31 protein-coding genes are annotated in these 25,409 nt (G+C 38.4%); 29 read left to right on the top strand and 2 right to left on the bottom strand.

All coding sequences use genetic code 11. The features are described from left to right. The first annotated feature begins 18 nt into the window (after window positions 1-18). From glpX to AC1Q51_RS17265, 11 genes are all read left to right on the top strand, one after another. Window positions 19-984, top strand: a complete 966-nt coding sequence (glpX, locus tag AC1Q51_RS17315; protein WP_000442336.1) for a class II fructose-bisphosphatase — start codon at window positions 19-21, stop codon at window positions 982-984. A 394-nt stretch (window positions 985-1,378) separates the two neighbouring features. Beyond that, entirely contained in the window at window positions 1,379-2,650 is a 1,272-nt protein-coding gene (gene rho / locus AC1Q51_RS17310) for a transcription termination factor Rho (protein WP_001053903.1), read from the top strand. A gap of 399 nt (window positions 2,651-3,049) precedes the next feature. Then, window positions 3,050-3,295: a type B 50S ribosomal protein L31 gene (locus tag AC1Q51_RS17305; protein WP_000643435.1), complete on the top strand. Its 246-nt coding sequence runs from the start codon at window positions 3,050-3,052 to the stop codon at window positions 3,293-3,295. 108 nt (window positions 3,296-3,403) lie between these two features. Next, entirely contained in the window at window positions 3,404-3,991 is a 588-nt protein-coding gene (locus AC1Q51_RS17300) for a thymidine kinase (RefSeq protein WP_000280851.1), read from the top strand. Between the two features lie 266 nt (window positions 3,992-4,257). Continuing rightward, the gene (gene prfA / locus AC1Q51_RS17295; RefSeq protein ID WP_000887066.1) at window positions 4,258-5,325 is read left to right on the top strand and encodes a peptide chain release factor 1; all 1,068 of its coding nucleotides are present in this window, start codon (window positions 4,258-4,260) and stop codon (window positions 5,323-5,325) included. Beyond that, window positions 5,325-6,176 (top strand): peptide chain release factor N(5)-glutamine methyltransferase, encoded by an 852-nt coding sequence (gene prmC, locus AC1Q51_RS17290; protein ID WP_001267022.1) that lies wholly within the window; start codon window positions 5,325-5,327, stop codon window positions 6,174-6,176. The genes prfA and prmC overlap by 1 nt, the downstream gene beginning before the upstream one ends. Before the next feature lie 112 nt (window positions 6,177-6,288). Next, complete coding sequence (spoIIR, locus tag AC1Q51_RS17285; protein WP_000745068.1) at window positions 6,289-7,152, top strand: stage II sporulation protein R; 864 nt, start codon at window positions 6,289-6,291, stop codon at window positions 7,150-7,152. Window positions 7,153-7,201: 49 nt separating this feature from the next. Beyond that, complete coding sequence (locus AC1Q51_RS17280) at window positions 7,202-7,660, top strand: GNAT family N-acetyltransferase (protein WP_000758437.1); 459 nt, start codon at window positions 7,202-7,204, stop codon at window positions 7,658-7,660. 108 nt (window positions 7,661-7,768) lie between these two features. Further along, the gene (locus tag AC1Q51_RS17275) at window positions 7,769-8,809 is read left to right on the top strand and encodes an L-threonylcarbamoyladenylate synthase (protein WP_000557351.1); all 1,041 of its coding nucleotides are present in this window, start codon (window positions 7,769-7,771) and stop codon (window positions 8,807-8,809) included. A 77-nt stretch (window positions 8,810-8,886) separates the two neighbouring features. Next, on the top strand, window positions 8,887-9,435 hold the full coding sequence (locus tag AC1Q51_RS17270) for a manganese efflux pump MntP (protein ID WP_000142475.1): 549 nt from the start codon (window positions 8,887-8,889) through the stop codon (window positions 9,433-9,435). A gap of 230 nt (window positions 9,436-9,665) precedes the next feature. Then, window positions 9,666-9,944: a DUF3935 domain-containing protein gene (locus tag AC1Q51_RS17265; RefSeq protein ID WP_023523563.1), complete on the top strand. Its 279-nt coding sequence runs from the start codon at window positions 9,666-9,668 to the stop codon at window positions 9,942-9,944. A 201-nt stretch (window positions 9,945-10,145) separates the two neighbouring features. Here AC1Q51_RS17265 and AC1Q51_RS17260 read toward each other — a convergent pair whose 3' ends face one another. Both AC1Q51_RS17260 and AC1Q51_RS17255 read right to left on the bottom strand, forming a co-directional pair. Further along, window positions 10,146-10,757, bottom strand: a complete 612-nt coding sequence (locus tag AC1Q51_RS17260; RefSeq protein ID WP_000949046.1) for a flavin reductase family protein — start codon at window positions 10,755-10,757, stop codon at window positions 10,146-10,148. 158 nt (window positions 10,758-10,915) lie between these two features. Further along, complete coding sequence (locus AC1Q51_RS17255; protein WP_000968616.1) at window positions 10,916-11,302, bottom strand: DoxX family protein; 387 nt, start codon at window positions 11,300-11,302, stop codon at window positions 10,916-10,918. 387 nt (window positions 11,303-11,689) lie between these two features. Between AC1Q51_RS17255 and AC1Q51_RS17250 the strand changes: the two genes are divergently transcribed. The 18 genes from AC1Q51_RS17250 (at window position 11,690) to AC1Q51_RS17165 (ending at window position 25,362) form a co-directional block, all read left to right on the top strand. Further along, window positions 11,690-12,187, top strand: a complete 498-nt coding sequence (locus tag AC1Q51_RS17250) for a PTS sugar transporter subunit IIA (protein ID WP_492331618.1) — start codon at window positions 11,690-11,692, stop codon at window positions 12,185-12,187. Between the two features lie 242 nt (window positions 12,188-12,429). Beyond that, complete coding sequence (locus tag AC1Q51_RS17245; RefSeq protein WP_000832375.1) at window positions 12,430-12,870, top strand: low molecular weight protein arginine phosphatase; 441 nt, start codon at window positions 12,430-12,432, stop codon at window positions 12,868-12,870. Between the two features lie 96 nt (window positions 12,871-12,966). Then, window positions 12,967-13,410: a ribose 5-phosphate isomerase B gene (rpiB, locus tag AC1Q51_RS17240; protein WP_000869539.1), complete on the top strand. Its 444-nt coding sequence runs from the start codon at window positions 12,967-12,969 to the stop codon at window positions 13,408-13,410. Between the two features lie 66 nt (window positions 13,411-13,476). Beyond that, a complete protein-coding gene (locus AC1Q51_RS17235) occupies window positions 13,477-14,049 on the top strand; it encodes a TIGR01440 family protein (RefSeq protein WP_000136377.1) in 573 nt (190 codons plus the stop codon). Window positions 14,050-14,302: 253 nt separating this feature from the next. Continuing rightward, the gene (glyA, locus tag AC1Q51_RS17230) at window positions 14,303-15,544 is read left to right on the top strand and encodes a serine hydroxymethyltransferase (RefSeq protein WP_000349806.1); all 1,242 of its coding nucleotides are present in this window, start codon (window positions 14,303-14,305) and stop codon (window positions 15,542-15,544) included. Window positions 15,545-15,816: 272 nt separating this feature from the next. Beyond that, window positions 15,817-16,446 (top strand): uracil phosphoribosyltransferase, encoded by a 630-nt coding sequence (gene upp / locus AC1Q51_RS17225; protein WP_000517539.1) that lies wholly within the window; start codon window positions 15,817-15,819, stop codon window positions 16,444-16,446. A gap of 387 nt (window positions 16,447-16,833) precedes the next feature. Beyond that, entirely contained in the window at window positions 16,834-16,947 is a 114-nt protein-coding gene (locus tag AC1Q51_RS17220; RefSeq protein ID WP_000232962.1) for a DUF4024 domain-containing protein, read from the top strand. A gap of 26 nt (window positions 16,948-16,973) precedes the next feature. After that, the gene (locus tag AC1Q51_RS17215) at window positions 16,974-17,198 is read left to right on the top strand and encodes an AtpZ/AtpI family protein (protein WP_001171223.1); all 225 of its coding nucleotides are present in this window, start codon (window positions 16,974-16,976) and stop codon (window positions 17,196-17,198) included. Further along, the gene (locus AC1Q51_RS17210) at window positions 17,198-17,590 is read left to right on the top strand and encodes an ATP synthase subunit I (RefSeq protein ID WP_000567600.1); all 393 of its coding nucleotides are present in this window, start codon (window positions 17,198-17,200) and stop codon (window positions 17,588-17,590) included. The genes AC1Q51_RS17215 and AC1Q51_RS17210 overlap by 1 nt, the downstream gene beginning before the upstream one ends. 7 nt (window positions 17,591-17,597) lie before the next feature. Further along, entirely contained in the window at window positions 17,598-18,317 is a 720-nt protein-coding gene (atpB, locus tag AC1Q51_RS17205) for a F0F1 ATP synthase subunit A (protein WP_000399870.1), read from the top strand. A gap of 56 nt (window positions 18,318-18,373) precedes the next feature. Continuing rightward, window positions 18,374-18,592 carry a F0F1 ATP synthase subunit C gene (atpE, locus tag AC1Q51_RS17200; protein WP_000052064.1) on the top strand — a complete coding sequence of 73 codons (219 nt, stop codon included), beginning with the start codon at window positions 18,374-18,376 and terminating at the stop codon, window positions 18,590-18,592. A 129-nt stretch (window positions 18,593-18,721) separates the two neighbouring features. Then, window positions 18,722-19,228, top strand: a complete 507-nt coding sequence (atpF, locus tag AC1Q51_RS17195) for a F0F1 ATP synthase subunit B (RefSeq protein ID WP_001142615.1) — start codon at window positions 18,722-18,724, stop codon at window positions 19,226-19,228. After that, window positions 19,225-19,767: a F0F1 ATP synthase subunit delta gene (atpH, locus tag AC1Q51_RS17190; RefSeq protein ID WP_000064682.1), complete on the top strand. Its 543-nt coding sequence runs from the start codon at window positions 19,225-19,227 to the stop codon at window positions 19,765-19,767. Before atpF ends, atpH begins: the two co-directional genes overlap by 4 nt. An 11-nt stretch (window positions 19,768-19,778) precedes the next feature. Further along, window positions 19,779-21,287, top strand: coding sequence for a F0F1 ATP synthase subunit alpha (gene atpA, locus AC1Q51_RS17185; RefSeq protein ID WP_000027521.1), 1,509 nt, complete (start codon window positions 19,779-19,781; stop codon window positions 21,285-21,287). 266 nt (window positions 21,288-21,553) lie between these two features. Continuing rightward, window positions 21,554-22,414: a F0F1 ATP synthase subunit gamma gene (gene atpG, locus AC1Q51_RS17180; protein WP_000157703.1), complete on the top strand. Its 861-nt coding sequence runs from the start codon at window positions 21,554-21,556 to the stop codon at window positions 22,412-22,414. 194 nt (window positions 22,415-22,608) lie between these two features. Then, window positions 22,609-24,015 carry a F0F1 ATP synthase subunit beta gene (gene atpD, locus AC1Q51_RS17175; protein WP_001032596.1) on the top strand — a complete coding sequence of 469 codons (1,407 nt, stop codon included), beginning with the start codon at window positions 22,609-22,611 and terminating at the stop codon, window positions 24,013-24,015. Between the two features lie 20 nt (window positions 24,016-24,035). Beyond that, window positions 24,036-24,437, top strand: coding sequence for a F0F1 ATP synthase subunit epsilon (gene atpC / locus AC1Q51_RS17170; protein WP_000847215.1), 402 nt, complete (start codon window positions 24,036-24,038; stop codon window positions 24,435-24,437). 139 nt (window positions 24,438-24,576) lie between these two features. Further along, entirely contained in the window at window positions 24,577-25,362 is a 786-nt protein-coding gene (locus AC1Q51_RS17165; RefSeq protein WP_098235716.1) for a DUF975 family protein, read from the top strand. Window positions 25,363-25,409 lie beyond the last annotated feature (47 nt).

Genomic DNA, 25,409 nt, shown 5'->3' with positions numbered 1-25,409 from the left:
TAAAGGAGAGGGATTATTGTGGAAAGAAGTTTATCTATGGAGTTAGTACGTGTAACAGAGGCTGCAGCATTATCATCAGCGCGTTGGATGGGGCGCGGGAAAAAAGATGAGGCAGACGGTGCAGCAACATCAGCTATGCGTGATGTATTTGATACAATTCCGATGAAAGGTACAGTTGTCATTGGTGAAGGTGAGATGGATGAAGCACCAATGCTATATATCGGAGAGAAATTAGGTACAGGATATGGACCACGTGTAGACGTTGCGGTTGATCCTTTAGAAGGGACAAACATCGTAGCAGCTGGTGGCTGGAATGCTCTTGCTGTTATTGCAATTGCAGATCACGGTAATTTGTTACATGCTCCTGACATGTACATGGATAAAATCGCGGTTGGCCCAGAAGCAGTTGGGGCAGTCGACATTGATGCGCCTATTATTGATAACTTACGTGCAGTTGCGAAAGCGAAAAATAAAGACATTGAAGATGTTGTAGCAACAGTTTTAAACCGTCCACGTCACCAAGCAATTATCGAAGAAATTCGTAAGGCTGGTGCTCGTATTAAATTAATTAACGATGGAGATGTAGCTGGAGCAATTAATACAGCGTTTGACCGTACAGGTGTAGATATTCTATTTGGATCTGGTGGAGCACCTGAAGGTGTATTAGCAGCAGTTGCTTTAAAATGTTTAGGTGGAGAAATTCACGGAAAACTATTGCCACAAAACGAAGCTGAATTAGCACGTTGTAAAAAAATGGGCATAGAAGACATTAATCGTATCCTTCGTATGGAGGACTTAGTAAAAGGTGACGATGCAATCTTTGCAGCAACAGGTGTAACAGATGGTGAACTATTACGTGGTGTTCAATTTAAAGGTAGCGTAGGAACAACACAATCTCTTGTTATGCGTGCAAAATCAGGCACAGTTCGCTTCGTAGATGGTCGTCATAGCTTAAATAAAAAACCGAACTTGGTTATTAAATAAAAAGCGTAAGCAGCTTGTTCAGAATGGGAGGGGGATGGAGCTTCTGACGTAGAGGCGCTTTTTGCCTCGCAGAAAGAAGTGAAGCCACCGACCATTCTAGCTGCTGAAGCTGGATTAAGTAAAAAGCGTAAGCGGCTCGCTCAGAAAGGTTAAAATGGTCGATCTTTTTAACTATCGGAGCCGGAACTAAATTAAATAAGAAGCGAAGACAAATTTTCTTGTCTTCGCTTCTTGTATTTGTGTTCCAACGTATTGATTAAAACTAGATAAAAGGGTTACAATAGTGAATATTACCCTACTTGAACTTATTGCCTTTCATTATTAATTATTTGCCTTCCGTATTTTTTCCCTTTACCCATGAAAAAAGAGAATAACGTTAAAGTGTGGTGTCTGAATGAATTTGTCAATTGCAGCATTAGAAAACATGAAATTAAAAGAGTTATACGAGCTTGCGAAAGAATTTAAGATTTCGTATTATAGCAAGTTAACGAAAAAAGAGTTAATCTTTTCTATTTTGAAAGCTCGAGCAGAAAAAGAAGGTTTCTTTTTCATGGAAGGCGTATTAGAAATTATTCAATCAGAAGGATTTGGATTCCTACGTCCTATCAACTATTCTCCAAGCTCAGAAGATATTTATATCTCAGCTTCGCAAATTCGTCGTTTCGATTTACGTAATGGAGACAAAGTTTCTGGTAAAGTACGACCTCCGAAAGAAAATGAACGCTATTTTGGGTTATTACAAGTTGAAGCTGTAAACGGAGATGATCCAGATTCAGCAAAAGAGCGTGTGCATTTCCCTGCATTAACACCATTATACCCAGATCGCCAAATGAAATTGGAAACGGAACCGAAAAAGTTACCGACACGTATCATGGATTTAATCGCACCAGTTGGATTTGGACAACGTGGTTTAATTGTTGCGCCTCCAAAGGCTGGTAAAACAAGTCTATTAAAAGAAATTGCACACAGTGTTACAACAAATCATCCAGAAGCAGAATTAATTGTGCTTTTAATTGATGAGCGTCCAGAGGAAGTAACAGACATTGAACGTTCTGTTAAGGGCGACGTTGTAAGTTCTACTTTTGATGAAGTACCAGAAAATCATATTAAAGTAGCTGAACTTGTGTTAGAACGTGCAATGCGTCTTGTAGAGCACAAAAAAGATGTTATCATTTTAATGGATAGTATTACCCGTTTAGCGCGAGCTTACAACCTCGTTATTCCGCCAAGTGGTAGAACATTATCGGGTGGTATCGACCCAGCGGCTTTCCATAGACCGAAGCGTTTCTTTGGAGCTGCACGTAATATTGAAGAAGGCGGTAGCTTAACGATTTTAGCAACAGCCCTTGTTGATACAGGATCTCGTATGGACGATGTTATTTACGAGGAATTTAAAGGAACTGGAAATATGGAACTCCACTTAGATCGTTCGTTAGCTGAACGTCGTATCTTCCCAGCGATTGATATTCGTCGTTCTGGTACACGTAAAGAAGATCTATTAATTCCAAAAGAGCATTTAGACAAGTTATGGGGCATTCGTAAAACAATGCGTGATACACCAGACTTTGTTGAAAGTTTCTTACGTAAGCTTCGTCAAACGAAGACAAACGAAGAATTTTTACAAAACATTGTTGCAGACTCGAAAAGATATGTAACAACTAAGTAAAGGGAAAAGATTGGGACTCGCTTATTTTATAGTAAGCGAGTTTTTTATGCCTTTTAGGTGATATTAAAGAGAGAAATAAGTGGGAGAACCTTAGCTGGTCAGAGCAGAACGAACCACCTCCACTTTAAGATGATATCTAGCTCCAGCGGCTAGAATGGTAGGTGGCTTCGCGTCTTCCTACGAGGTAAAAAGCACCTTTTGTGCGAGAGAACCTTAGCCAGTCAGAGCTAAACGAGCCGTCTACACTTTAAATTTCAAAAGACAAAAACAGGTAGTTGCAAAATGAAGTTAGCCTTGTTATAATTTCATCATATGTGTTTCATCAATATAGTTGTGTATGCAGCTGAAGATGAAAAACTCTGTTTCGAAAATGATTCAGGGCGGAAGGAGATGAAAAGAATGAAAGCAGGAATTCACCCAGATTACAAGAAAGTTGTATTCATGGACACAAACACAGGCTTCAAATTCTTAAGCGGGTCTACTAAAGGCTCTAGCGAAACTGTTGAGTGGGAAGATGGTAACACTTATCCATTACTAAAAGTTGAGATCAGTTCTGATTCTCACCCATTCTACACTGGACGTCAGAAGTTTGCTACTGCAGACGGACGCGTTGATCGCTTCAATAAGAAATACGGTATCAAGTAATAAAAACATAAAACAGGCAAGTGTATGTATTCGCTTGTCTGTTTTTTTTGTGAAAATATTATACCTTTACCCTACTTTTAACTAAAAAGTAGATGAAAGGAGAGCTTCATGTACTTAATAAATCAAAATGGCTGGATTGAAGTGATTTGCGGTAGTATGTTTTCTGGTAAATCAGAAGAGTTAATCCGCCGTGTGCGCCGTACGCAATTTGCGAAACAACATGCAATTGTATTTAAACCATGTATTGATAATCGCTATAGTGAAGAAGACGTTGTATCACATAACGGATTAAAGGTAAAAGCAGTTCCTGTTTCAGCTTCAAAAGATATATTTGAACATATCACTGAAGATATGGATGTAATTGCAATCGATGAGGTACAATTCTTTGATGGGGACATTGTGGAAGTGGTGCAAGTATTGGCAAATCGTGGCTATCGTGTCATTGTAGCTGGTTTAGACCAAGATTTCCGTGGTCTACCATTTGGACAAGTTCCTCAGCTGATGGCGATTGCTGAACATGTAACAAAGCTACAAGCAGTATGTTCTGCATGTGGATCTCCGGCAAGTCGTACACAACGATTAATTGATGGAGAACCAGCGGCATTTGATGATCCGATTATTTTAGTTGGGGCTTCAGAATCGTATGAGCCACGCTGTCGTCATTGTCATGCAGTTCCTACAAACAAAGATAAGTAAAACTCGCTGCGCAAGGCGGGTTTTTTTCAGAATAGAGAGTGTGGTTGGTGTGAGCCGCTTACGCTTTTAAATATATCTAGTTCTGGTGGCTAGCTCTTCGCATCTAAGAACCTTCCGCCCAAAAGGTAAAAAGCACCTTTAGGTCGAAAGAACCTTAGCTGGTCAGAGCTGAAAGAGCCACCGCCACTTTTAAATATAATTTGCGTTTTTTTGAGTAAGTACCATATACTATTTGTATTAGATACTAGGATGTAGAGGTGAATGATGTGTTAGATCGTTTGCAAGCTGTAGAAAATCGTTATGAGAAGTTAAATGAATTGTTAAGTGACCCAGAGGTTATTAGCGATACAAATAAACTTCGTGAATATTCAAAGGAACAGTCTGATATACAGGAAACGGTAGAGGTGTATCGTGAGTATAAGGATGTTCGTGAGCAATTAAAAGATGCGAAAGCAATGTTAGAAGAGAAGTTAGACGCAGAAATGCGTGACATGGTAAAAGAAGAGGTTTCTGAGTTAGAATCACAAGAAAAAACGTTATCAGAACGTCTGAAAATTTTACTAGTTCCAAAGGACCCTAATGATGATAAGAACGTTATCGTTGAGGTTCGTGGGGCTGCTGGTGGCGACGAGGCCGCTTTATTTGCTGGTGACTTATACCGCATGTATAGCCGTTATGCTGAGGTTCAAGGTTGGAAAACAGAAATTATCGAGGCTAGCTATACAGAGTTAGGTGGATATAAAGAGATTATCTTTATGATTAACGGTAAAGGTGCTTTCGCGAAGCTGAAATTCGAGAATGGTGCTCACCGTGTACAACGTGTTCCTGAAACGGAATCTGGTGGACGTATTCATACATCTACAGCAACTGTAGCTGTATTACCAGAGGCAGAAGAAGTAGAAATCGACATTCACGAGAAAGATGTTCGTGTTGATACATTCGCTTCTAGTGGTCCTGGTGGACAAAGTGTTAATACAACGATGTCAGCGGTACGTTTAACGCATTTACCGACTGGTGTAGTTGTATCTTGTCAGGATGAGAAATCACAAATTAAGAATAAAGAAAAAGCGATGAAAGTATTACGCGCACGTGTTTATGATAAGTTTAGACAAGAAGCACAAGCTGAATATGATCAAAACCGTAAACAAGCTGTTGGTACGGGTGATCGTTCAGAGCGTATTCGTACGTATAACTTCCCGCAAAACCGTGTTACAGACCATCGAATCGGTTTAACGATTCAAAAGCTAGATCAAATCTTACAAGGTAAGTTAGATGATTTCATCAATGCCTTAGTGATGGAAGATCAGGCTCAAAGGATGGAGGCAGCTGAGTAATGCGTGTCTATGAAGCCCTGAAATGGGCTTCTTCTTTTTTACAGGAAAATGGACGAGATGAAAATGCGGGAGAAATTGTCCTTTGTCATGTATTAAAGATGAACAGAACAGGATTACTTATGAATATGCGTGAAGAAATAAATGAGGAACAAGAGGCAAGCTTTACGGAGTTTATCCACAAGCATGTAGAAGGTATTCCTATTCAATATATGATTGGTTATGAAATGTTTTATGGCCGGTCGTTCTTTGTGAATGAAGAAGTATTAATACCAAGACCGGAAACAGAAGAGCTTATAGTAGGAGTATTAGAAAGAATTGAGCGCCATTTTGGCGACAAGGAACTACATGTAGCAGATATAGGCACAGGTAGTGGAGCGATTTCTATTACGCTTGCTTTAGAAAATAAAAATCTCCACGTGTATACAGTAGATATTGCACAAGAGTCGATTGAAGTTGCAAAAGAAAATGCAAAAGCTTTAGGTGCAGAAGTAACGTTCTATCACGGTGATTTATTGTCACCATTTGATAAAACGGGTCAAAAGCTAGATGTTGTTGTTTCAAATCCTCCATATATACCGGAAGAGGATTGGCGTGGTCTTTCTCCTGTTGTGAAAGAGCATGAGCCGAAGAGAGCGCTTGTTGGTGGAGAAGACGGATTAGATTTTTATCGCCGTTTTATGGAAGAATTGCCGAATGTGTTGCAGGAGAAAGCAATTGTAGCGTTTGAAATTGGAGTAGGACAAGGTGAGGATGTAAAAAGATTGTTACAACAAGCTTTTCCACATGCCCATGTTGAGGTTGTTTTTGATATTAACGGAAAAGACCGTATGGTATTTGCAGAGATGGAGTAAGGTTCACACCTTACTCCATTTTTTTGTGGGAAAATTCATATAGATTTTGAATTTAATAGTTTAGAAATATGAAAGTCTGTCCACACTGTTTGTAGAGGGGACGGTGGAGGAAATGAAAAAACAAGTTATTGCTTATCTTCTTATACTATTAATTGGTGCACAGTTACTTGTGCAGTTTGGATATATGAAAGCTGATGCAAAAGGGCCTTCAGTTATTCCGAAAGAGGCCGTTCGATTACGCATTTTAGCAAATAGTGATTCAGATAAAGATCAGGCATTAAAGCGTAAAGTGCGTGATGAAGTAAAAGCACAAATTGATGGATGGGTAGCGGATTTAACTTCATTTGAAGAGGCGCGCAAAGTAATTCAAAGTCATATTCCAGAAATCGAGAAAACGGTGGAAAATACGTTAAAAAGAGAAGGAAGTAAAGAATCATTTCAAGTGAAATTTAGTAAGAATGTAAAGTTTCCTACAAAGGTATATGGGAATTTTATTTATCCAGCAGGAGAATATGAAGCGGTATTGATTACAATTGGAGAAGGTGAAGGGGCGAACTGGTGGTGTGTATTATTTCCACCAATGTGTTTCTTAGATTTTTCGAGTGGGACAGCTGTAAGAAAAGAAGAGCACGTTGTGAAGGCGGAATCTCCTGAAGAGGAGCAGGTGAAACAACTAGATGAGGAAGTAGTAAATACAGAAGAGAAGAAAGTGGATAAGGTAAAAGAAACGAAAGTTGTAAAACAGGAAGTAGTAAAAAAAGTAACATCTTCTGAAAAGAAAGTAGTAAAAAATGAAACAAAAGTCGAAGAGCAGCCTGTAAGCAAAGAAGAAACAAAAACTGTGGAAAAAGTGGAGAAACCTGTGGAGAAAAAACAAGAAAAGCAAAATGAGTATGTAAAAGTAGAAGAGGAAGAAGAAAAGCCAGAAGTTAAATTGTTTATTGTAGAAGCTTTTACATCTTTATTCTCTAAATAGTACTATTAATAAATCCCTCCTCATATATAAAAATGAGGAGGGATTTATTATGAAGAAAGTGTATTTTGCTACGAAGGCAGATGTGGAAAGATTACATTCTTTTTTCGGACAAGCTAATAAAAAAGATGATAAAATAAATGAGTTGTACGCACAATTTATGATTTTGGAAGAGGCGGAAGAAATACGAGCTGTAATTGGTTATGAACAAAGTGGGGAAGATGTACTTATTCGTTCTTGTTTATTCACACCTCATGTGGATAAACAGACTTTCTTATATTTTTTTGAAATGTTTTTGCAGTATATGAAAGAAAAAAGTGTTCAACAATTGTACTTACTAACAAACCATCCACAATCTGTACCAATCTTTCAGTTCTTTGACTTTTTTACTATAGAAAAGGATGAGGTTCCAGAGGGAATTCAACAGTTAGAACATTTTTGTAAAAATATAAAAGAGCAGAATGCAATAATACTAAATTGTCAGCTATTCACAAAGTTATCCACGGATTAATTAGGTTTATCCACATTTTGTGGATAAACCTTGTTTGTCTTTTGGATAAATCTCATAGTAAACTAAAAATAGACAAGTATTTAAGGGTAGAAAAGGACGTGGAAAAAAATGCATACAAATATGTGGGTTGTGGATAATGTTGTGGAAAGAAAAAAATATTATCCACAGTTACAAGAAGCAGCAAAATTATTAAGAGAAAATGAGGCGGTTGCTTTCCCTACGGAAACAGTATATGGGTTAGGTGCAAACGCGATGGATGATGAAGCAATCGCAAAAATTTTCGAAGCGAAAGGAAGACCGAGTGATAATCCACTCATTGTCCACATAGGTACAAAATCTCAGTTAGATGGCATTGTGAAAGAAATTCCACCAGTTGCAGAGAAGTTAATGGCGCATTTTTGGCCAGGGCCATTAACAATTATTTTGCCGAGAAAAGAAGGGATTTCAGAGAAGGTGACCGCAGGACTTAATACGGTTGGAGTAAGAATGCCTGATCATCCAATTGCACTTGCTCTTATTGAAGAGGCGAATGTACCTGTTGCGGCACCAAGTGCGAATCGTTCAGGGCGTCCAAGTCCAACATTAGCTTCTCACGTATATGAAGATTTGAATGGGAAGATTGCAGGTATTGTTGATGGTGGTGCAACTGGAGTAGGCGTTGAATCAACTGTAATTGATTGTACAAGCGCGGTTCCAACAATATTACGTCCAGGTGGGATTACGAAAGAACAATTAGAAGCAGTGATAGGTACCGTTTCTTTAGATCCAGCTTTAAAGGATGAGAAGGAAAAACCGAAATCACCTGGAATGAAATACACACATTATGCGCCGAAAGCACCACTTAGTATTGTTGAGGGCTCACGTGAGTTTATTCAGCATCTTGTAGATGAGAAAAAGGAAGAAGGATTTAAAGTAGGCGTATTAACGACGGAAGAGTATCAGCATGTATATAGCGCAGATGTTATATTATCTTGTGGTGTTCGAAGTGACTTAGCTAGCGTTGCGACTAAATTATATGATGTACTTAGAACATTTGATGCAAGTGAAGTGGATGTTATTTTTAGTGAGTCGTTCCCTAATGAAGGAATAGGAAATGCTATTATGAATCGTTTAACAAAAGCGGCAGGACATCATATTATTATTGAATGATAAGGTACGATTAGCAAACAGAATATTTCTCCTTGGATAAGCATATTGTGAAGTAGCACGTCCAAGGAGGGGCATGAATGACGTTTGAACAGCTAATACCTTTAATAATTATGGCATTCGCCTTAGGGATGGATGCGTTCTCGGTGAGTCTTGGTATGGGGATGATGCCCCTAAAGTTAAGACAAATCCTGTATATTGGTATGACGATAGGGATATTTCATATTATTATGCCGTTTATAGGAATGGTACTAGGTCGTTTTTTATCAGAGAAATATGGAGATATTGCACATTTTGCGGGTGCTATTTTATTAATCGGACTAGGTTTTTATATCGTATATTCGACCATTTTACAAAATGAAGAGACTAGAACTGCCCCTATTGGAATTAGCTTATTCGTATTTGCATTTGGCGTTAGTATAGATAGTTTCTCAGTAGGGCTTAGTCTTGGTATTTATGGGGCACAAACAATCATTACAATATTACTTTTTGGATTTGTTAGCATGTTATTAGCGTGGATTGGTTTATTAATTGGGAGACATGCGAAAGATATGCTCGGTACATATGGTGAGATAGTAGGTGGTATCATTTTGGTTGGATTTGGATTATATATCCTTTTTCCTATATAATTTTATGTGGGAGGGAATTATGAACAAGCTATTGGAATGGTATGTTAAGTTTTTAACCTTCTTTCCTCGATGGCTAAGAATACTTATAATTTGGGGTATTATTTTGCAAATTTCGATGTTAGGTTGTATTAAGTTAATTCGTGAATGGTGAGATGGTTCCTTTCTGTGAATATTTTGTTGGTACTATATTTATTGCACTAAAAATTACAGATATAGAAAGGATGAGATGAATGACGAGATTGAAGCAAGTTTTTGGTGTTATTATTAGTTTTTTTGTTTTTTGGTTTAGTATGCTCGGTGTACAAATGTTTGCTGAGTTTTTAGATATTGAGTCATTGAAATTTGTTGCGGGAAAGACTGAGGCGGCACGTGCCTTTTACTCTCCGTACCCGTTTTTAATTGTTTTTCTTATTACACTGCTTTCCCTATACTTCTTCGTAATTAAGCTAGGGAAACCGAAAAAAGAAAAACTGCCTACTTTAGAGGAAAAGAAGGAAGAATTACAATGATAAAAATCCCCTGCTAAAAAGCAGGGGGTTTTTATGTTTAAGTGATGGCAGGAATCGATTCTGAGCGAGCCGCTTCCGCTTTTAGATATTATCCAGTTCCAGCGGCTAGAATGGTCGGTGGCTTCGCGTCTTCCTGCGAGGCAAAAAGCGCCTCTACGTCAGAAGCTCCATCCCCCTCCCATGAGCGAGCCGCTTTCGCTTTTAAACTGGCCTAACTAATTCAAATTGTTCTCCTAATTTTGCATAGTTGTGTCCTGCTAGGCGGCTTATTGGTTTGAGTCCTTCTGCGTGAATGCGCCCTTTTTCATATAGATGTTCGGCAACGTGGAAACGAACGACGCGTCCAATTAGTAGATCACAAGCTGGTGAGTCTTCTGTTCCACCAAGTGGAATTGCACGTTCTAATACGCATTCCATTCGAATATTTGCTTCTTTTACACCTGGAACGGAGATGACTTCACTTTCAATTGGTGTTAGTTTTGCTAGTTCAATTTCACTTTCATTTGGCGGGAGATTAGCTGCTGTTTCATTAATTGCTGCTACATATGATTCGTCAGAAATATGTACGACAAATTCACCTTTTTCAATTGCGTTTCGGGAAGTGTCCTTTCTTTCTCCGGCTTTTCGTTGTACAGATACTGAGATAAGTGGTGGATTAGCAGCGACAATATTAAAATAACTATATGGTGCGCCGTTTAATACACCGTCTTTTGTTAAAGAAGTAACGAATGCGACAGGGCGAGGGATGATACTTCCAGTAAGTAATTTGTAATTATCTTTTTCAGTTTGTTCATTTGGATTAATGGATAACATGCTTGTAATCCCCTTTCTAAATATGAATACTTATTGTTTGTTTACAAGATAACGATGAGAAAATCCTGCTGGAAATAATATTTTGTTTCATAAAAAGAACTTACTTCAATTGTAATGAAGTAAGTTCTTTTTCAAGAATCTCAAATCTGAGATAAAAATTAAAGTAAAACGTATGCGCCAGGTCCGATTAAAGCTACACCAACAGCAACAGCGATTAACATTAAGTTATATTCATATCCATTTTGTGTTACCCAGTAACCATTTTTTCCGTGAACAGTGAAGATAGCCATTAACATTGTTCCAACGATAAATAATGAACCAACTACAATGAAAATACCTGATGCGAATAAGAAACCACCTAGTAATTCAGTTGCGCCAGCCATAAATGCCATAAATACACCAGGGCGTAAACCGATTGACTCCATCCAGCCACCTGTTCCTTTTAAACCGTAACCGCCGAACCAACCAAATAATTTTTGAGCGCCATGACCCATGAATGTAATTCCTATAATAAGACGAATAATAAGTAGACCGAAATCCATCATTTTTAAAAACCTCCTAAAAGTTATTAACTTACCTTACGTAAGTAATAATAAAATAGTTACTTACTTTAGTCAAGTGGATTTTGAAAAAAGTTTGAATTAAATTTTACAAATTAACAACAAAAAATAAAATGTGGTAAAGACCTCTAGACAAGTTGGGCAAAAAAAGAGAAAATATAAATAGAAGTTAACTTCTTATTGTTATTCAGACAATCAGAATTGACTGGAATTTTGTGAAGCGCTACAATAAGAGTCTATTAGTAATGACGTAATTTATTTCGAAAGCGTTTTTACAGTATAATATTCGAAGTATGAAGTCTTACATGTATCCCGATCTTTACTAGGGATTGCCCTATAAACTTTTAGGTAAATTATAAGGAGGACTATCCTATGTTTAAAAAATTATTCGGTCTTGGTTCAAAAACAAATGAAGAAACAATCGTAGCTCCATTAACTGGAGCAGTGAAAAATATTGAAGAAGTACCAGATCCAGTATTCGCTGGTCGTATGATGGGTGACGGTGTTGCAATCGATCCTACTGAAGGTGTAGTTGTATCTCCAGTTGATGGTGAAATCGTACAATTATTCCACACAAAACATGCTATCGGAATTAAAGCGAAAAATGGCACAGAAATTTTAATCCACGTTGGATTAGAAACTGTAAAAATGGAAGGCGAAGGTTTCGAAGCTCACGTTTCTGAAGGCCAAGCTGTAAAAGCTGGAGATAAATTAATCTCATTCGACTTAGAATTAATCCGTGAAAAAGCGAAAAGCACAATTACTCCAATCGTTATTACAAACACAGATGCAGCTGAGTCTATTAACACAACTGTAGGCGTAACAGCTACAAAAGGTTCAACAGAAGTAATGAAAGTTACAATGAAATAATTGCTGTATAAGAGGAATCCGTTTCGTATGAAATGGATTCCTTATTTTTGTTGCATATTCAGTAGGTATGTTAAAATACTCTGGGCACTTGGAAATAGGGTTTCACATATATGTGGATAAGGCGCATTTTTCTTAGAAAAAATATAAGAGAAATGCGCCTTTTGTATATTCACATTTCTTTTGTTCTATTCTAATGTAAGTTATGATGAGTGGTAAGAAATCGAATATAGGGGTGGGTTTGGATGAAACGAGTATTATTTGTTTGTACTGGCAATACATGTCGTAGTCCAATGGCTGAGGCGTTGCTTCGTCATCACGGAGGAGATAGGTTTGAAGTACAATCTGCCGGTGTTTTCGCCTATCCTGGGAGCGATGCATCGGTACATGCGAAGGAAGCTTTAGCTGAAAAAGGGATTTCAATTGACCATACCGCGCAGCAAGTAAACGAAACTTTGCTTGATTGGGCTGATATTGTCGTAACGATGACAGAAAATCATAAACAAATTGTACTTGGGCATTATCCGAGTGTTGAAAAGAAATTGAATACGTTATATGGATTAACTGAAGGTATAGGCAAGGACATTTCAGATCCATTTGGAGGCTCGCTTTCTATTTATAAAGAAACGTTAGATGAGATGGAAAAACTTGTACAAACTTTACTGAAAAAACATTCGGTAGGTTGATGTTTCGTGTATAATACGATATTGGAGATCACTTCGTCCTATTGAGGTAGCGAGTGTGAAATGAAGATAATTGATTGAAACTTTGGAGGGGTAAAAATGAAAGTAGTAATAGCATCTGATCACGGCGGTATGAATATCCGCAAAGAACTTGTAAATTTATTAGAAGAGTTAAATATTGAATATGTTGATTTAGGTTGTGAATGTGAAGCTGGTTCTGTTGATTACCCTGACTTTGCGTTTCCAGCAGCTGAAATGGTAGCGAATGGTGAAGTGGATCGTGGTATTTTAGTTTGTGGGACAGGCATTGGTATGTCAATCGCAGCAAACAAAGTAAATGGTATCCGTTGTGCGTTAGTGCATGATACTTTCAGCGCGAAAGCAACGAGAGAGCATAATGACACTAACATGCTAGCAATGGGCGAGCGTGTAATTGGTGCTGGTCTAGCGCGTGATATCGCGAAAATCTGGTTAACAACTGACTATGAAGGTGGTCGTCACGAAAACCGCGTAGGAAAAATTAAAACATACGAAACAAAGTAATACATTCTAACTATCAGTAGTGTGAAATATAATTTGGTGAACCAACCTGTGAAAGGAAGAGGCGTAATGACAGAAATCGTAAAGGTAAGAGAACAGCTACAAATGTCGCTTTCTGATTTCCAAGAACAAGCTTCATTACAAAGCGGTCAAATTTTTGTAGTGGGTTGTAGCACGAGTGAAGTGCTAGGCGAAAGAATTGGAACATCAGGAACGATGGAAGTAGCAGAGGCGATTTTTTCTGAGTTAAAACAATTTCAAGAGCAAACAGGTATTGAATTAGCGTTTCAATGTTGTGAGCATTTAAACCGTGCTTTAGTGGTTGAGAGAGAAGTAGCGATAAAATATCAATTTGAAATTGTAACAGTTACGCCTGTTAGATCAGCAGGTGGTGCATTGGGGACATATGCGTATCACAATTTGAAAGATCCGGTAGTAGTTGAGTTTATTAAAGCAGATGCAGGAATGGATATTGGTGATACGTTTATTGGTATGCATTTAAAACATGTAGCTGTTCCGGTTCGTACAAGTGTGAAGGCAATTGGAAGTGCACATGTAACGATGGCCAAAACACGTGGAAAACTAATAGGTGGAGCACGTGCTGTTTACGCGGTGGCGGAAGAGACTACCACTTGCAGTTAAATATGAGAAATTAGGAAGTCATATAGTAGCTGTTTATCATAAGATAAAAGGTATGTTGTCTGACTTTATAGTAGAAGAAAGAAAAGACCGATTTTCGGTCTTTTTTTTCTTTTATGATATAGAAAGTCATGTTAGAATGTAGTTGAAAACATGAAGGTTCGAAAGAATTACAACCTGAATTTTCGTTTTTTCTGAATAAATAAGAAAAAACTGTTGGGAATTGATGTAATTCGTTCAGAAAAGGGGGATTTTGGTGGATCATTTAAAACGTCAAGATGAAAAGGTATTTGCTGCAATTGAGGCAGAACTAGGAAGACAGCGTTCGAAGATTGAGTTAATTGCTTCGGAAAACTTCGTAAGTGAAGCAGTAATGGAGGCGCAAGGTTCTGTTTTAACGAATAAGTATGCTGAAGGATATCCTGGAAAACGTTATTATGGTGGCTGTGAACACGTAGACGTAGTAGAAGATATCGCACGTGATCGCGTGAAAGAAATTTTCGGCGCAGAGCACGTAAATGTTCAACCACACTCTGGTGCACAAGCGAACATGGCAGTATACTTCACGATTTTAGAGCAAGGCGATACAGTACTTGGTATGAATTTATCTCATGGTGGTCACTTAACACACGGAAGCCCTGTTAACTTCAGTGGAGTACAATATAATTTCGTAGAATATGGCGTGGATGCTGACTCTCACCGTATTAATTACGATGATGTATTAGCAAAAGCGAAAGAACATAAACCAAAATTAATCGTTGCAGGTGCAAGTGCATACCCTCGTGTTATCGATTTCAAGCGATTCCGTGAGATTGCAGATGAAGTGGGCGCTTATTTAATGGTTGATATGGCACATATCGCTGGTTTAGTAGCTGCTGGTTTACATCCGAATCCAGTACCACATGCACATTTCGTTACAACGACAACACATAAAACGTTACGTGGCCCGCGTGGTGGTATGATTTTATGTGAAGAGCAATTTGCAAAACAAATTGATAAATCAATCTTCCCTGGTATTCAAGGTGGTCCACTTATGCACGTAATCGCTGCAAAAGCTGTTGCGTTTGGTGAAGCACTTCAAGATGATTTCAAAACATATGCACAAAATATCATTAACAATGCGAATCGCTTAGCTGAAGGTCTTCAAAAAGAAGGACTTACACTTGTTTCTGGCGGAACAGACAATCACTTAATCTTGATTGATGTTCGTAACTTAGAAATCACAGGTAAAGTAGCAGAGCACGTATTAGATGAAGTTGGTATTACAGTGAACAAAAATACAATTCCATTTGAAACAGCAAGCCCATTTGTAACAAGTGGTGTACGTATCGGTACAGCAGCTGTAACATCTCGTGGTTTCGGTTTAGAAGAAATGGATGAAATTGCGTCACTTATTGCTTATACATTAAAAAATCATGAAAATGAAGCTGCATTAGAAGAAGTACGTAAGCGTGTAGAAGCGTTAACTAGCAAATTCCCAATGTATCCAAATCTATAATAGATTGAAGAAGACTGCCGAGACTTAATTGTTTTGGCGGTCTTTTTTGTGGACATATATTATTTTTAAAGTATGTATACAAATGATGAATAAATTTTGGCGATATAATGAAGGATACAGCTCCCATAATTGGTAAAGATACTAGATAGATTCATCGTAAAATCATGATTTTGCCAAATTTGCCCTTGAATATTAGTAGCGTTTTCTTTACAATCGTAAATAGTGTAAAAAAGCGTGCAAACGCATGAATATCATCTAAAGGAGAGATTCACATGGGAAAACTGTATGTATTTGATCACCCGTTAATTCAACATAAGATTACATATATTCGCGATAAGAATACAGGTACGAAAGATTTTCGTGAATTAGTGGACGAAGTAGCAAGCTTAATGGCTTTCGAAATTACTCGCGACCTTCCGCTTAAGGACATCGAAATTGAAACGCCTGTAAGCAAAGCGACAACAAAAGTGATCGCTGGTAAAAAACTTGGTTTAATTCCGATTTTACGTGCAGGTTTAGGAATGGTTGATGGAATTCTGAAATTAATTCCAGCAGCAAAAGTAGGACACGTTGGTTTATACCGTGACCCTAAAACATTGCAACCGGTAGAATACTATGTGAAACTTCCAACGGATGTAGAAGAGCGCGACTTTATCGTACTAGATCCGATGCTAGCAACAGGTGGTTCTGCGGCTGAAGCGATTAACTCTCTGAAAAAGCGCGGTGCGAAACAAATTAAATTAATGTGTATCGTTGCAGCTCCAGAAGGGGTAAAAGTAGTACAAGAAGAACATCCTGATGTTGATATTTATGTAGCAGCATTAGATGAGAAATTAAATGACCACGGATATGTAGTACCAGGTCTTGGTGATGCTGGTGACCGTTTATTCGGAACGAAGTAAGACAACTGACGAGCAGGGGAGATTCCCCTGCTCGTTTTTTTTTTTTTTTTTTGCTGCAAGCAAGTAGGGGAGGGGGAGGATAAATATACATCGTATATACAACATAAGTTGCATACACATCACATATAATATAGAAGTCTTACGTCTGAGGAACACTATATTATGGAAGGAAAGCGTTATATCTCGAAAATATAATAGTGACAAACTTGTGAACATTTCCTTCTATTATAAAGAGAAAACTGTTAGAAATTGCATATATGTAACCAGTATTTAGAAGGGGAACGTTTTCATTTTTGGGAGGAAATGCCTAATACTCAAATTTTTAGATTTTTTACGATTTCTCGTTGACACTGTTAATACCCTATTGTATGCTAACAACGGGGATAGATGGTAGGGCTTTCAGTGACAAAATTACATCTATTCCGTGACGAAAATGTAAACTTTTTGTTTTGTATAGGATTTATGCAAAAAAATGAGTTATTATTAACACATCGTGAATGAGGGTTACATATTGGAGGGATGAATCCTTGCAAAAAAACGATCGCAGCCATATAAAAGCATATGCTTTAATGTCAGGAATTCTTGCTCAGTTAGTCGGTTCTATACTTGTTGGAATCTTTGGTGGGCAGTGGATTGATAATAAGGTTGGAACGTTTCCATTGTTTCTTATTATAGGGTTATTACTCGGGTTAGGAACAGGGGTATACGCAATGATTCGACTCATTCGACATTACTATTCGGGAGAGCAATGATGATAGACGTACATGGACTTGTCCAAAGACAAAAGAAATATATGTACTACTTGCTTGCGCTTCTAGTGCTAGGATGGGGATTTACCTCTTACAAGGATGTATTTCTTGGGCTGATTATCGGAACGATTTTCAGTTTTCTTAGTTTGCGCATCATTGCACGTAGAACAGACAAGCTGTTAGATCGCGTAACAAATGGAGAAAACGTGAAGTTTAAGGCGACAGCTGTAAGTACATATTCAAGATTCGCCACGATTGGGTTATTAATTTTATTTGCAGCCAAATATCAAGAGTTAATTGCGATGTGGGGCTTAGGTGTAGGATTGCTGACAGGATACCTTGTCATGATCATAGATTTTCTTTATTTAGAGTATAAGAGCAGGGAAGAGAGGTGAATTACTAGTGGAACACGGTAAATTAGTTGAATTTCTAGGTTTAACGTTCGATTTGTCATCAGTTATGATGGTTACTGTAGCAGCAGTTATTGTTTTCTTAATCGCTGTTATCGGAACTCGCAGCTTAGCCCTTCGCCCAACCGGGATGCAAAACTTCATGGAATGGGTGTTTGACTTCGTGAAAGGGATTATCAATAGTACGATGGACTGGAAAACAGGTGGACGTTTCTTAACGCTTGGCGTTACGCTTATCATGTTTATCATCGTATCGAACTTCCTTGGTTTACCATTCATGTATTCAGCAACTGAAGCTGGCGAACATATTGCATGGTGGAGGTCACCAACGTCTGATCCAGCAGTTACATTAACATTAGCCGTGATGGTAGTTACCCTCACCCATTATTATGGAATTAAGATGAAGGGTACGAAAGAGTATGTTAAAGGTTATTTCCAACCTATGAAATTCTTATTCCCATTAAAGGTTATTGAGGAGTTTGCTAACACATTAACGTTAGGTCTTCGTTTATTCGGTAACATTTATGCAGGTGAGATCTTATTAGGATTACTTGCTAAGTTAGGCGGGGCATCATTCCTTGGAGCATTAGGTGCGCTTGTACCAATGTTAGCATGGATGGGATTCAGTGTATTCGTTGGATCAATCCAAGCATTTATTTTCGTTATGTTAACGATGGTTTATATGGCTCATAAAGTAAGTCATGACCATTAATATAATTTAAGTAAGAAAAAATTTATTTTTTTATAATACAAAGGAGGACAAATTAAATGAGTTTAGGTGTAATCGCAGCTGCAATTGCAATTGGTTTATCAGCATTAGGTGCAGGTATTGGTAACGGTCTTATCGTATCACGTACAATCGAAGGTGTTGCTCGTCAACCAGAATTAAAAGGCGCACTTCAAACAATTATGTTCATCGGGGTTGCTTTAGTTGAGGCACTTCCAATCATCGGTGTAGTTATTGCATTCATCGTAATGAACAAATAAGGGAGACTCCCCTTACATAGATGGCGAAGAGTGTTTTTCCGAACTTTCTTCGCCATTGCTTTATGAACGAAACGTATGTCTTTTTTTTTCATATGATCAATTTAGATATTTTGAAGGGAGTGAATCCTTGTGCCAACTTTATTATTAGGAGCTGCCATTCCATTTGGAACGATTGCTTATACATTGTTCATTTTCTTAATTCTATTAGTAATGCTACGCAAATTTGCGTGGGGTCCTTTAATGGGAATTATGAAAGAACGTGAAGAGCATGTTACTAATGAAATCGACGCTGCAGAAAGAAGTAACGCTGAAGCGAAGAAGTTAGTAGAAGAACAACGTGAAATGTTAAAACAATCACGTGTTGAAGCACAAGAGTTAATCGAAAGAGCGAAAAAACAAGCTGTAGATCAAAAGGATGTTATTGTTGCTGCTGCGAAAGAAGAAGCAGAATCAATTAAAGCATCTGCTGTACAAGAAATTCAACGCGAAAAAGAGCAAGCGATTGCTGCTTTACAAGAACAAGTCGCTTCTTTATCTGTTCAAATTGCTTCTAAAGTAATTGAAAAAGAATTAAAAGAAGAAGATCAAGTTAAGTTAATTCGCGATTATATTAAAGAAGTAGGAGAAGCGCGATGAGCAATGGGATTGTAGCAAAACGTTATGCTGTCGCTCTTTTTAAAATTGCAAAAGAAAAACACGTATTAGAAATGTTTGAAGAAGAATTACGCCTTGTACAAAACGTTTATGTAAAGAACGGAGAACTACATAGCTTTTTAACGCAACCGAACATTTCAAAAGAGCAGAAGAAAACGTTTCTTGCAAACGTATTCGGATCTGTTTCTGAATCAATTTTAAATACGTTATATATTTTAATTGATAACAAGCGTATTGATATCTTACCTGAAATTGCAGATGAATATGTTGTTCTTGCTAATGAAGAACGTAACGTAGCGGATGCAACTGTATATTCTATTCGCCTTCTATCTGAAGAAGAGAAGCTTAACATTGCAGAAGCATTTGCAAAGAGAACGGGAAAAGATGCAATTCGCGTGAAAAATGTTGTAGATGAAGATTTACTAGGCGGAATTAAAGTACGCATTGGAAATCGCATTTATGACGGAAGTTTACAAGGAAAATTAGCACGTATTCAGCGTGAATTAATGAAGAATAGATAGGGGTGAAGCACATGAGCATCAGAGCTGAAGAAATTAGCGCACTGATAAAGCAACAAATCGAGAACTATCAGTCTGAAATCGAAGTTAGTGATGTTGGTACAGTTATCCAAGTTGGTGACGGTATTGCGCGTGCTCATGGTCTTGATAACGTTATGGCTGGTGAGCTTGTAGAGTTCTCTAACGGCGTTATGGGACTAGCACAAAACTTAGAGGAAAACAACGTAGGTATTATCATTTTAGGACCTTACACAGAAATCCGTGAAGGTGACGAAGTTCGTCGTACTGGTCGCATCATGCAAGTACCAGTAGGAAAAGAACTAATTGGTCGTGTTGTAAACCCATTAGGTCAACCAGTTGATGGTTTAGGCCCAATCAATACAACAAACACTCGTCCAATCGAAAGTCCAGCACCAGGTGTAATGGATCGTAAATCTGTTCATGAGCCACTTCAAACAGGTATTAAAGCGATCGACGCTCTTGTACCAATTGGCCGTGGTCAACGTGAGTTAATCATCGGTGACCGTCAAACTGGTAAAACAGCAGTTGCACTTGATACAATCATTAACCAAAAAGATGAAGATATGATTTGTATCTATGTAGCTATCGGACAAAAAGAATCAACTGTACGTAACGTAGTAGAAACACTACGTAAGCACGGTGCATTAGAGTACACAATCGTTGTAACTGCATCTGCTTCTCAACCAGCTCCATTATTATACTTAGCTCCTTATGCTGGTGTAACAATGGGTGAAGAGTTCATGTACAATGGTAAACACGTATTAGTAGTATATGATGACTTATCAAAACAAGCAGCGGCTTACCGTGAGCTGTCATTACTATTACGTCGTCCTCCAGGTCGTGAAGCTTATCCAGGGGATGTATTCTACTTACATTCTCGCTTATTAGAGCGTGCAGCAAAATTAAGTGATGCAAGAGGCGGCGGTTCTTTAACTGCACTACCTTTCATCGAAACACAAGCAGGGGACGTATCAGCATACATCCCAACAAACGTAATTTCTATTACGGATGGACAAATCTTCTTACAATCTGACCTATTCTTCTCTGGCGTACGTCCAGCGATCGATGCGGGTACTTCTGTATCTCGTGTAGGTGGATCTGCTCAGATTAAAGCAATGAGTAAAGTATCAGGTACACTTCGTCTTGACCTTGCATCTTACCGTGAGTTAGAAGCGTTCGCTCAGTTCGGTTCTGACCTTGATAAAGCAACTCAAGCGAAATTAAACCGTGGTGCTCGTACTGTTGAGGTATTAAAACAAGGATTACACAAACCGTTACGTGTAGAGAAACAAGTTATCATTCTTTACGCTTTAACACGTGGATTCCTAGATGATATCCCAGTAGTAGATATCACTCGTTTCGAAGAAGAATTCCATGCTTGGTTAGATTCTAATGCGACTGACTTATTAGAAGAAATCCGCACAACTAAGAAACTTGCGGATGACGACAAATTTGCAGCAGCAATTAATGGATTTAAAAAAGTATTCGTAGCTTCTGAATAATAATAAAAGTGAAGCCGACTGTTCAGCCCCATCGGCTAAGAGGCGGAACTAGATTAATAAAAGCGGAAGCGGCTCGTACAAGCCGCCGACGCTAGATAATATATAAGGCATCTCAGACTCTGAGATTGCTGACGGTTATGTAAAGGAAAAGAGTAGGTGCACCTATTCTTTTCCTTCAATCATGAGCAAGAATATCTTGCAACGTAGATTAGGAAGAGGATTCTTACTAATCGTGCCAACTTCCGGAAAAAAGGTGGTGAAAACCTGTGGCATCTTTACGCGATATAAAAGCGAAGATTACCTCGACAAAGAAAACGAGTCAAATTACGAAGGCGATGGAGATGGTATCTGCATCTAAGTTAAACCGTGCAGAGCAAAATGCTAAATCTTTCGTTCCGTATATGGAAAAGATTCAAGAAGTAGTAGCGAGCATTGCGCAAGGAAGTAAAGGAATTAATCATCCAATGCTAAATGCGCGTCCTGTAAAGCGTACAGGATACATCGTTATTACATCTGATCGCGGACTAGCAGGTGGTTATAACAGTAACGTATTACGTACAGTAAGTAACGTAATTCGTGAACGTCATAATATGGATTCAAATCAATATTCAATTATTGTACTTGGACGACTAGGACGTGATTATTTAAAACGTCGCGGCTTTAACATCATTGATGAAGTAGTTGGATTATCTGACCACCCATCATTTACTGATATTAAAGATCTTGCTTCTCGAGCAATTGCGATGTTCGCAGATGGTGCTTATGATGAGCTGTATATTTACTACAACCATTACGTAAGTAAAATTTCACAAGAAGTAACGGAAAATAAAATTTTACCGCTTACTGATGTGGCGTCTGACAAACCGACGACAGCTTATGAATTTGAACCTTCTGAAGAAGAAATTTTAAAAGTATTATTGCCACAATACGCAGAAAGCTTAGTGTACGGTGCATTACTAGATGGTAAAGCAAGTGAGCACGCAGCGCGTATGACAGCAATGAAGAGTGCTACAGACAACGCAATGGAAGTTATCGATTCACTTACACTTTCATTCAACCGTGCGCGTCAGGCAGCGATTACGCAAGAAATTACGGAAATCGTTGGTGGAGCAGCAGCGTTAGAATAGTAATAAAAAGTGGAAGCGGCTCGTCCAGAACAGGAAGGCGCGAAATGACCGACTGTTCTAGCCGCTGGAACTAGATTCAATAAAAAGCGGAAGCGGCTCTTTCAAAAGAGTCGCGTAAGCTAAACTAATAAAAAATTAAAAGCCGACTTCGCTTAGAGAGCTGGCTAATTAAAAGAAAGCTAGGAGGGAACCCGATGAATAAAGGGCGCGTTACGCAAATCATGGGTCCGGTTGTAGACGTTAAGTTTGATGGCGGAAAGCTACCAGAAATCTACAACGCCCTTACGGTAAAACAAAGCAACGAAAACGGAAGCATGAACTTAACATTTGAAGTTGCACTTCATTTAGGTGATGATACAGTTCGTACAGTTGCGATGTCTTCCACAGATGGACTTGTTCGTGGCACAGAAGTAGAAGATACTGGTAAAGCAATCTCTGTACCAGTTGGTGATGCAACACTTGGTCGTGTATTCAACGTATTAGGTGATGCAATTGACTTAGATGGTGAACTTCCTGCGGATGTACACCGTGATCCAATTCACCGTCAAGCACCTGCATTCGAAGAATTATCTACTAAAGTAGAAATTCTTGAAACTGGTATTAAAGTAGTAGACTTACTTGCTCCTTACATTAAGGGTGGTAAGATCGGCCTATTCGGTGGTGCCGGCGTAGGTAAAACAGTATTAATTCAGGAATTAATTAACAACATCGCACAAGAGCACGGTGGTATCTCTGTATTCGCTGGTGTAGGTGAGCGTACTCGTGAGGGTAATGACTTATACCATGAAATGAGCGATTCTGGCGTAATCAAGAAAACTGCGATGGTATTCGGACAAATGAATGAGCCACCTGGAGCACGTCAACGTGTTGCATTAACAGGTTTAACAATGGCTGAGCATTTCCGTGATGAGCAAGGACAAGACGTACTTCTGTTCATCGATAACATCTTCCGTTTCACGCAAGCTGGTTCTGAAGTATCTGCCCTTCTTGGTCGTATGCCATCTGCGGTAGGTTACCAACCAACACTTGCAACAGAAATGGGTCAATTACAAGAGCGTATTACATCTACAAATAAAGGGTCTATCACGTCTATCCAAGCGGTATATGTACCAGCCGATGACTATACTGACCCAGCACCAGCTACAACATTCGCTCACTTAGATGCAACAACAAACTTAGAGCGTCGTTTAACACAAATGGGTATTTACCCAGCCGTAGATCCATTAGCATCTACATCTCGTGCACTTTCTCCAGAAATCGTAGGAGAAGAGCATTATGAAGTAGCACGTCAAGTGCAGCAAACTTTACAACGTTACAAAGAACTTCAAGATATCATCGCTATCTTAGGTATGGATGAGTTATCTGAAGAAGATAAGTTAGTTGTACATCGTGCTCGTCGTATTCAATTCTTCTTATCTCAAAACTTCCACGTAGCTGAGCAGTTTACAGGTCAAAAAGGTTCTTATGTACCTGTAAAAAATACAGTTAGTGGTTTCAAAGAAATTCTAGAAGGAAAATATGATGACCTTCCAGAAGATGCATTCCGCCTTGTTGGTAGCATTGAAGAAGTTATTGAGAACGCGAAGAAAATGATGGCGTAAGGCCTTAGGAGGGACGAAGTATGAAGACATTTCCAGTCAGTATTGTAACTCCTGATGGACCGGTTTACGAAAAAGAAGTAGAAATGGTAAGTGTAAAAGCAGAGAGTGGGGAAATGGGGATCTTACCAGGTCACATTCCAACTGTTGCACCATTAAAAATTAGTGCAGTTCGTCTGAAAAATGGTGGACACACTGATTATGTAGCAGTAAGTGGTGGCTTTATCGAAGTTCGTCCAGATAAAGTAACTGTATTATCATCATCTGCTGAAGAAGCAAACCATATCGATATCCATCGTGCAAATGAAGCGAAGCGTCGCGCTGAGCAACGTATGCAAGACAAACAAGCACATGTTGACTTTAGACGTGCAGAAATGGCATTACAACGTGCTGTGAACCGTTTAAATGTTTCTGATATGAAGTAAAAAAATCCGTAAGGGCCTTGCCTTTACGGATTTTTTTTTGTGTATTTTATGGATAATTTTACAAAACTGGTATAATTATATTGATGCTTGTATAAGTAGAAGTGTACAATAATTTATATTTTATGAAGGGGATGAATCAATGATCGGTGAAATGAAACGAGAAGCATTGTACTCTTTAAAGGGGAAATGGGGACTAGGTGTTGGATCAACGATTTTATATTTTATTTTAAGTTATGTCGTTTCGATGGCTGCAATGCTTATATTATTAATTCCAGGAATTATTATATTTTTCTTAGTTGTTAGCTTAGCTGGGTCAGTTGAGGCGGAAACGATGTCAATTGGAGCAGCTATTACATTTGGGATTTTCTATTGCATAATGATTATTTTGAGTAATGCATCTTATGGTATTACCTCATACGGTTACACGAATGTGTTTCTACAAATTAGTAAACGAGAAGATGCTAAAGTAGATTACTTGTTTGAAGGATTCCGTGGTTTTAAAAGAATGATGAAAACAATGTGGGCAATGCTTGCGATTTTGTTATATACAGGTACATGGATTCCGATGTTGTTAACAGGTTTATTCATATTCTTAGGTGAAGAAGGAAATCTGTCGTTTACAATAGCTTTCTTCGTACTATTAGCAATTTCAATTGTTGGTATGATTGTGATGTATTTTTCTTATGCACTGACGTACTATGTGATGATTGAAAATCCAGAATATGGTGTTTCGCAGGCGATGAAGGAAAGTAAGAATCTTATGAGGGGTCATAAGTTAGATTTGTTTCTTTTATGGCTGAGCTTCATAGGTTGGGTTGTTTTAGCGCTTCTTACTTTTGGAATAGGATTTCTTTGGCTTAGTCCGTATATGAGTACAACGACAGCACACTTTTATCGCTACATTTCAAAAGGTGAATTTCAATAGGAACATGCTATACTAATAGAATTATTGTGTATAGGAGGCGAGGCTAC

This window comes from Bacillus sp. MT94 (genome assembly GCF_058792475.1).
This window is presented reverse-complemented; position numbering and strand designations above follow the sequence as displayed.

Excerpts from the sequence above, each read along its gene's own strand:
- rho (WP_001053903.1), top strand. The coding sequence starts at position 1,379 with ATGAATTTGTCAATTGCAGCATTAGAAAACATGAAATTAAAAGAGTTA.
- AC1Q51_RS17305 (WP_000643435.1), top strand. The coding sequence starts at position 3,050 with ATGAAAGCAGGAATTCACCCAGATTACAAGAAAGTTGTATTCATGGAC.
- AC1Q51_RS17300 (WP_000280851.1), top strand. The coding sequence starts at position 3,404 with ATGTACTTAATAAATCAAAATGGCTGGATTGAAGTGATTTGCGGTAGT.
- prmC (WP_001267022.1), top strand. The coding sequence starts at position 5,325 with ATGCGTGTCTATGAAGCCCTGAAATGGGCTTCTTCTTTTTTACAGGAA.
- spoIIR (WP_000745068.1), top strand. The coding sequence starts at position 6,289 with ATGAAAAAACAAGTTATTGCTTATCTTCTTATACTATTAATTGGTGCA.
- AC1Q51_RS17280 (WP_000758437.1), top strand. The coding sequence starts at position 7,202 with ATGAAGAAAGTGTATTTTGCTACGAAGGCAGATGTGGAAAGATTACAT.
- AC1Q51_RS17275 (WP_000557351.1), top strand. The coding sequence starts at position 7,769 with ATGCATACAAATATGTGGGTTGTGGATAATGTTGTGGAAAGAAAAAAA.
- AC1Q51_RS17270 (WP_000142475.1), top strand. The coding sequence starts at position 8,887 with ATGACGTTTGAACAGCTAATACCTTTAATAATTATGGCATTCGCCTTA.
- AC1Q51_RS17265 (WP_023523563.1), top strand. The coding sequence starts at position 9,666 with ATGACGAGATTGAAGCAAGTTTTTGGTGTTATTATTAGTTTTTTTGTT.
- AC1Q51_RS17260 (WP_000949046.1), bottom strand. The coding sequence starts at position 10,757 with ATGTTATCCATTAATCCAAATGAACAAACTGAAAAAGATAATTACAAA.
- AC1Q51_RS17255 (WP_000968616.1), bottom strand. The coding sequence starts at position 11,302 with ATGATGGATTTCGGTCTACTTATTATTCGTCTTATTATAGGAATTACA.
- AC1Q51_RS17250 (WP_492331618.1), top strand. The coding sequence starts at position 11,690 with ATGTTTAAAAAATTATTCGGTCTTGGTTCAAAAACAAATGAAGAAACA.
- AC1Q51_RS17245 (WP_000832375.1), top strand. The coding sequence starts at position 12,430 with ATGAAACGAGTATTATTTGTTTGTACTGGCAATACATGTCGTAGTCCA.
- rpiB (WP_000869539.1), top strand. The coding sequence starts at position 12,967 with ATGAAAGTAGTAATAGCATCTGATCACGGCGGTATGAATATCCGCAAA.
- AC1Q51_RS17235 (WP_000136377.1), top strand. The coding sequence starts at position 13,477 with ATGACAGAAATCGTAAAGGTAAGAGAACAGCTACAAATGTCGCTTTCT.
- upp (WP_000517539.1), top strand. The coding sequence starts at position 15,817 with ATGGGAAAACTGTATGTATTTGATCACCCGTTAATTCAACATAAGATT.
- AC1Q51_RS17220 (WP_000232962.1), top strand. The coding sequence starts at position 16,834 with ATGGTAGGGCTTTCAGTGACAAAATTACATCTATTCCGTGACGAAAAT.
- AC1Q51_RS17210 (WP_000567600.1), top strand. The coding sequence starts at position 17,198 with ATGATAGACGTACATGGACTTGTCCAAAGACAAAAGAAATATATGTAC.
- atpE (WP_000052064.1), top strand. The coding sequence starts at position 18,374 with ATGAGTTTAGGTGTAATCGCAGCTGCAATTGCAATTGGTTTATCAGCA.
- atpH (WP_000064682.1), top strand. The coding sequence starts at position 19,225 with ATGAGCAATGGGATTGTAGCAAAACGTTATGCTGTCGCTCTTTTTAAA.
- atpA (WP_000027521.1), top strand. The coding sequence starts at position 19,779 with ATGAGCATCAGAGCTGAAGAAATTAGCGCACTGATAAAGCAACAAATC.
- atpD (WP_001032596.1), top strand. The coding sequence starts at position 22,609 with ATGAATAAAGGGCGCGTTACGCAAATCATGGGTCCGGTTGTAGACGTT.
- atpC (WP_000847215.1), top strand. The coding sequence starts at position 24,036 with ATGAAGACATTTCCAGTCAGTATTGTAACTCCTGATGGACCGGTTTAC.
- AC1Q51_RS17165 (WP_098235716.1), top strand. The coding sequence starts at position 24,577 with ATGATCGGTGAAATGAAACGAGAAGCATTGTACTCTTTAAAGGGGAAA.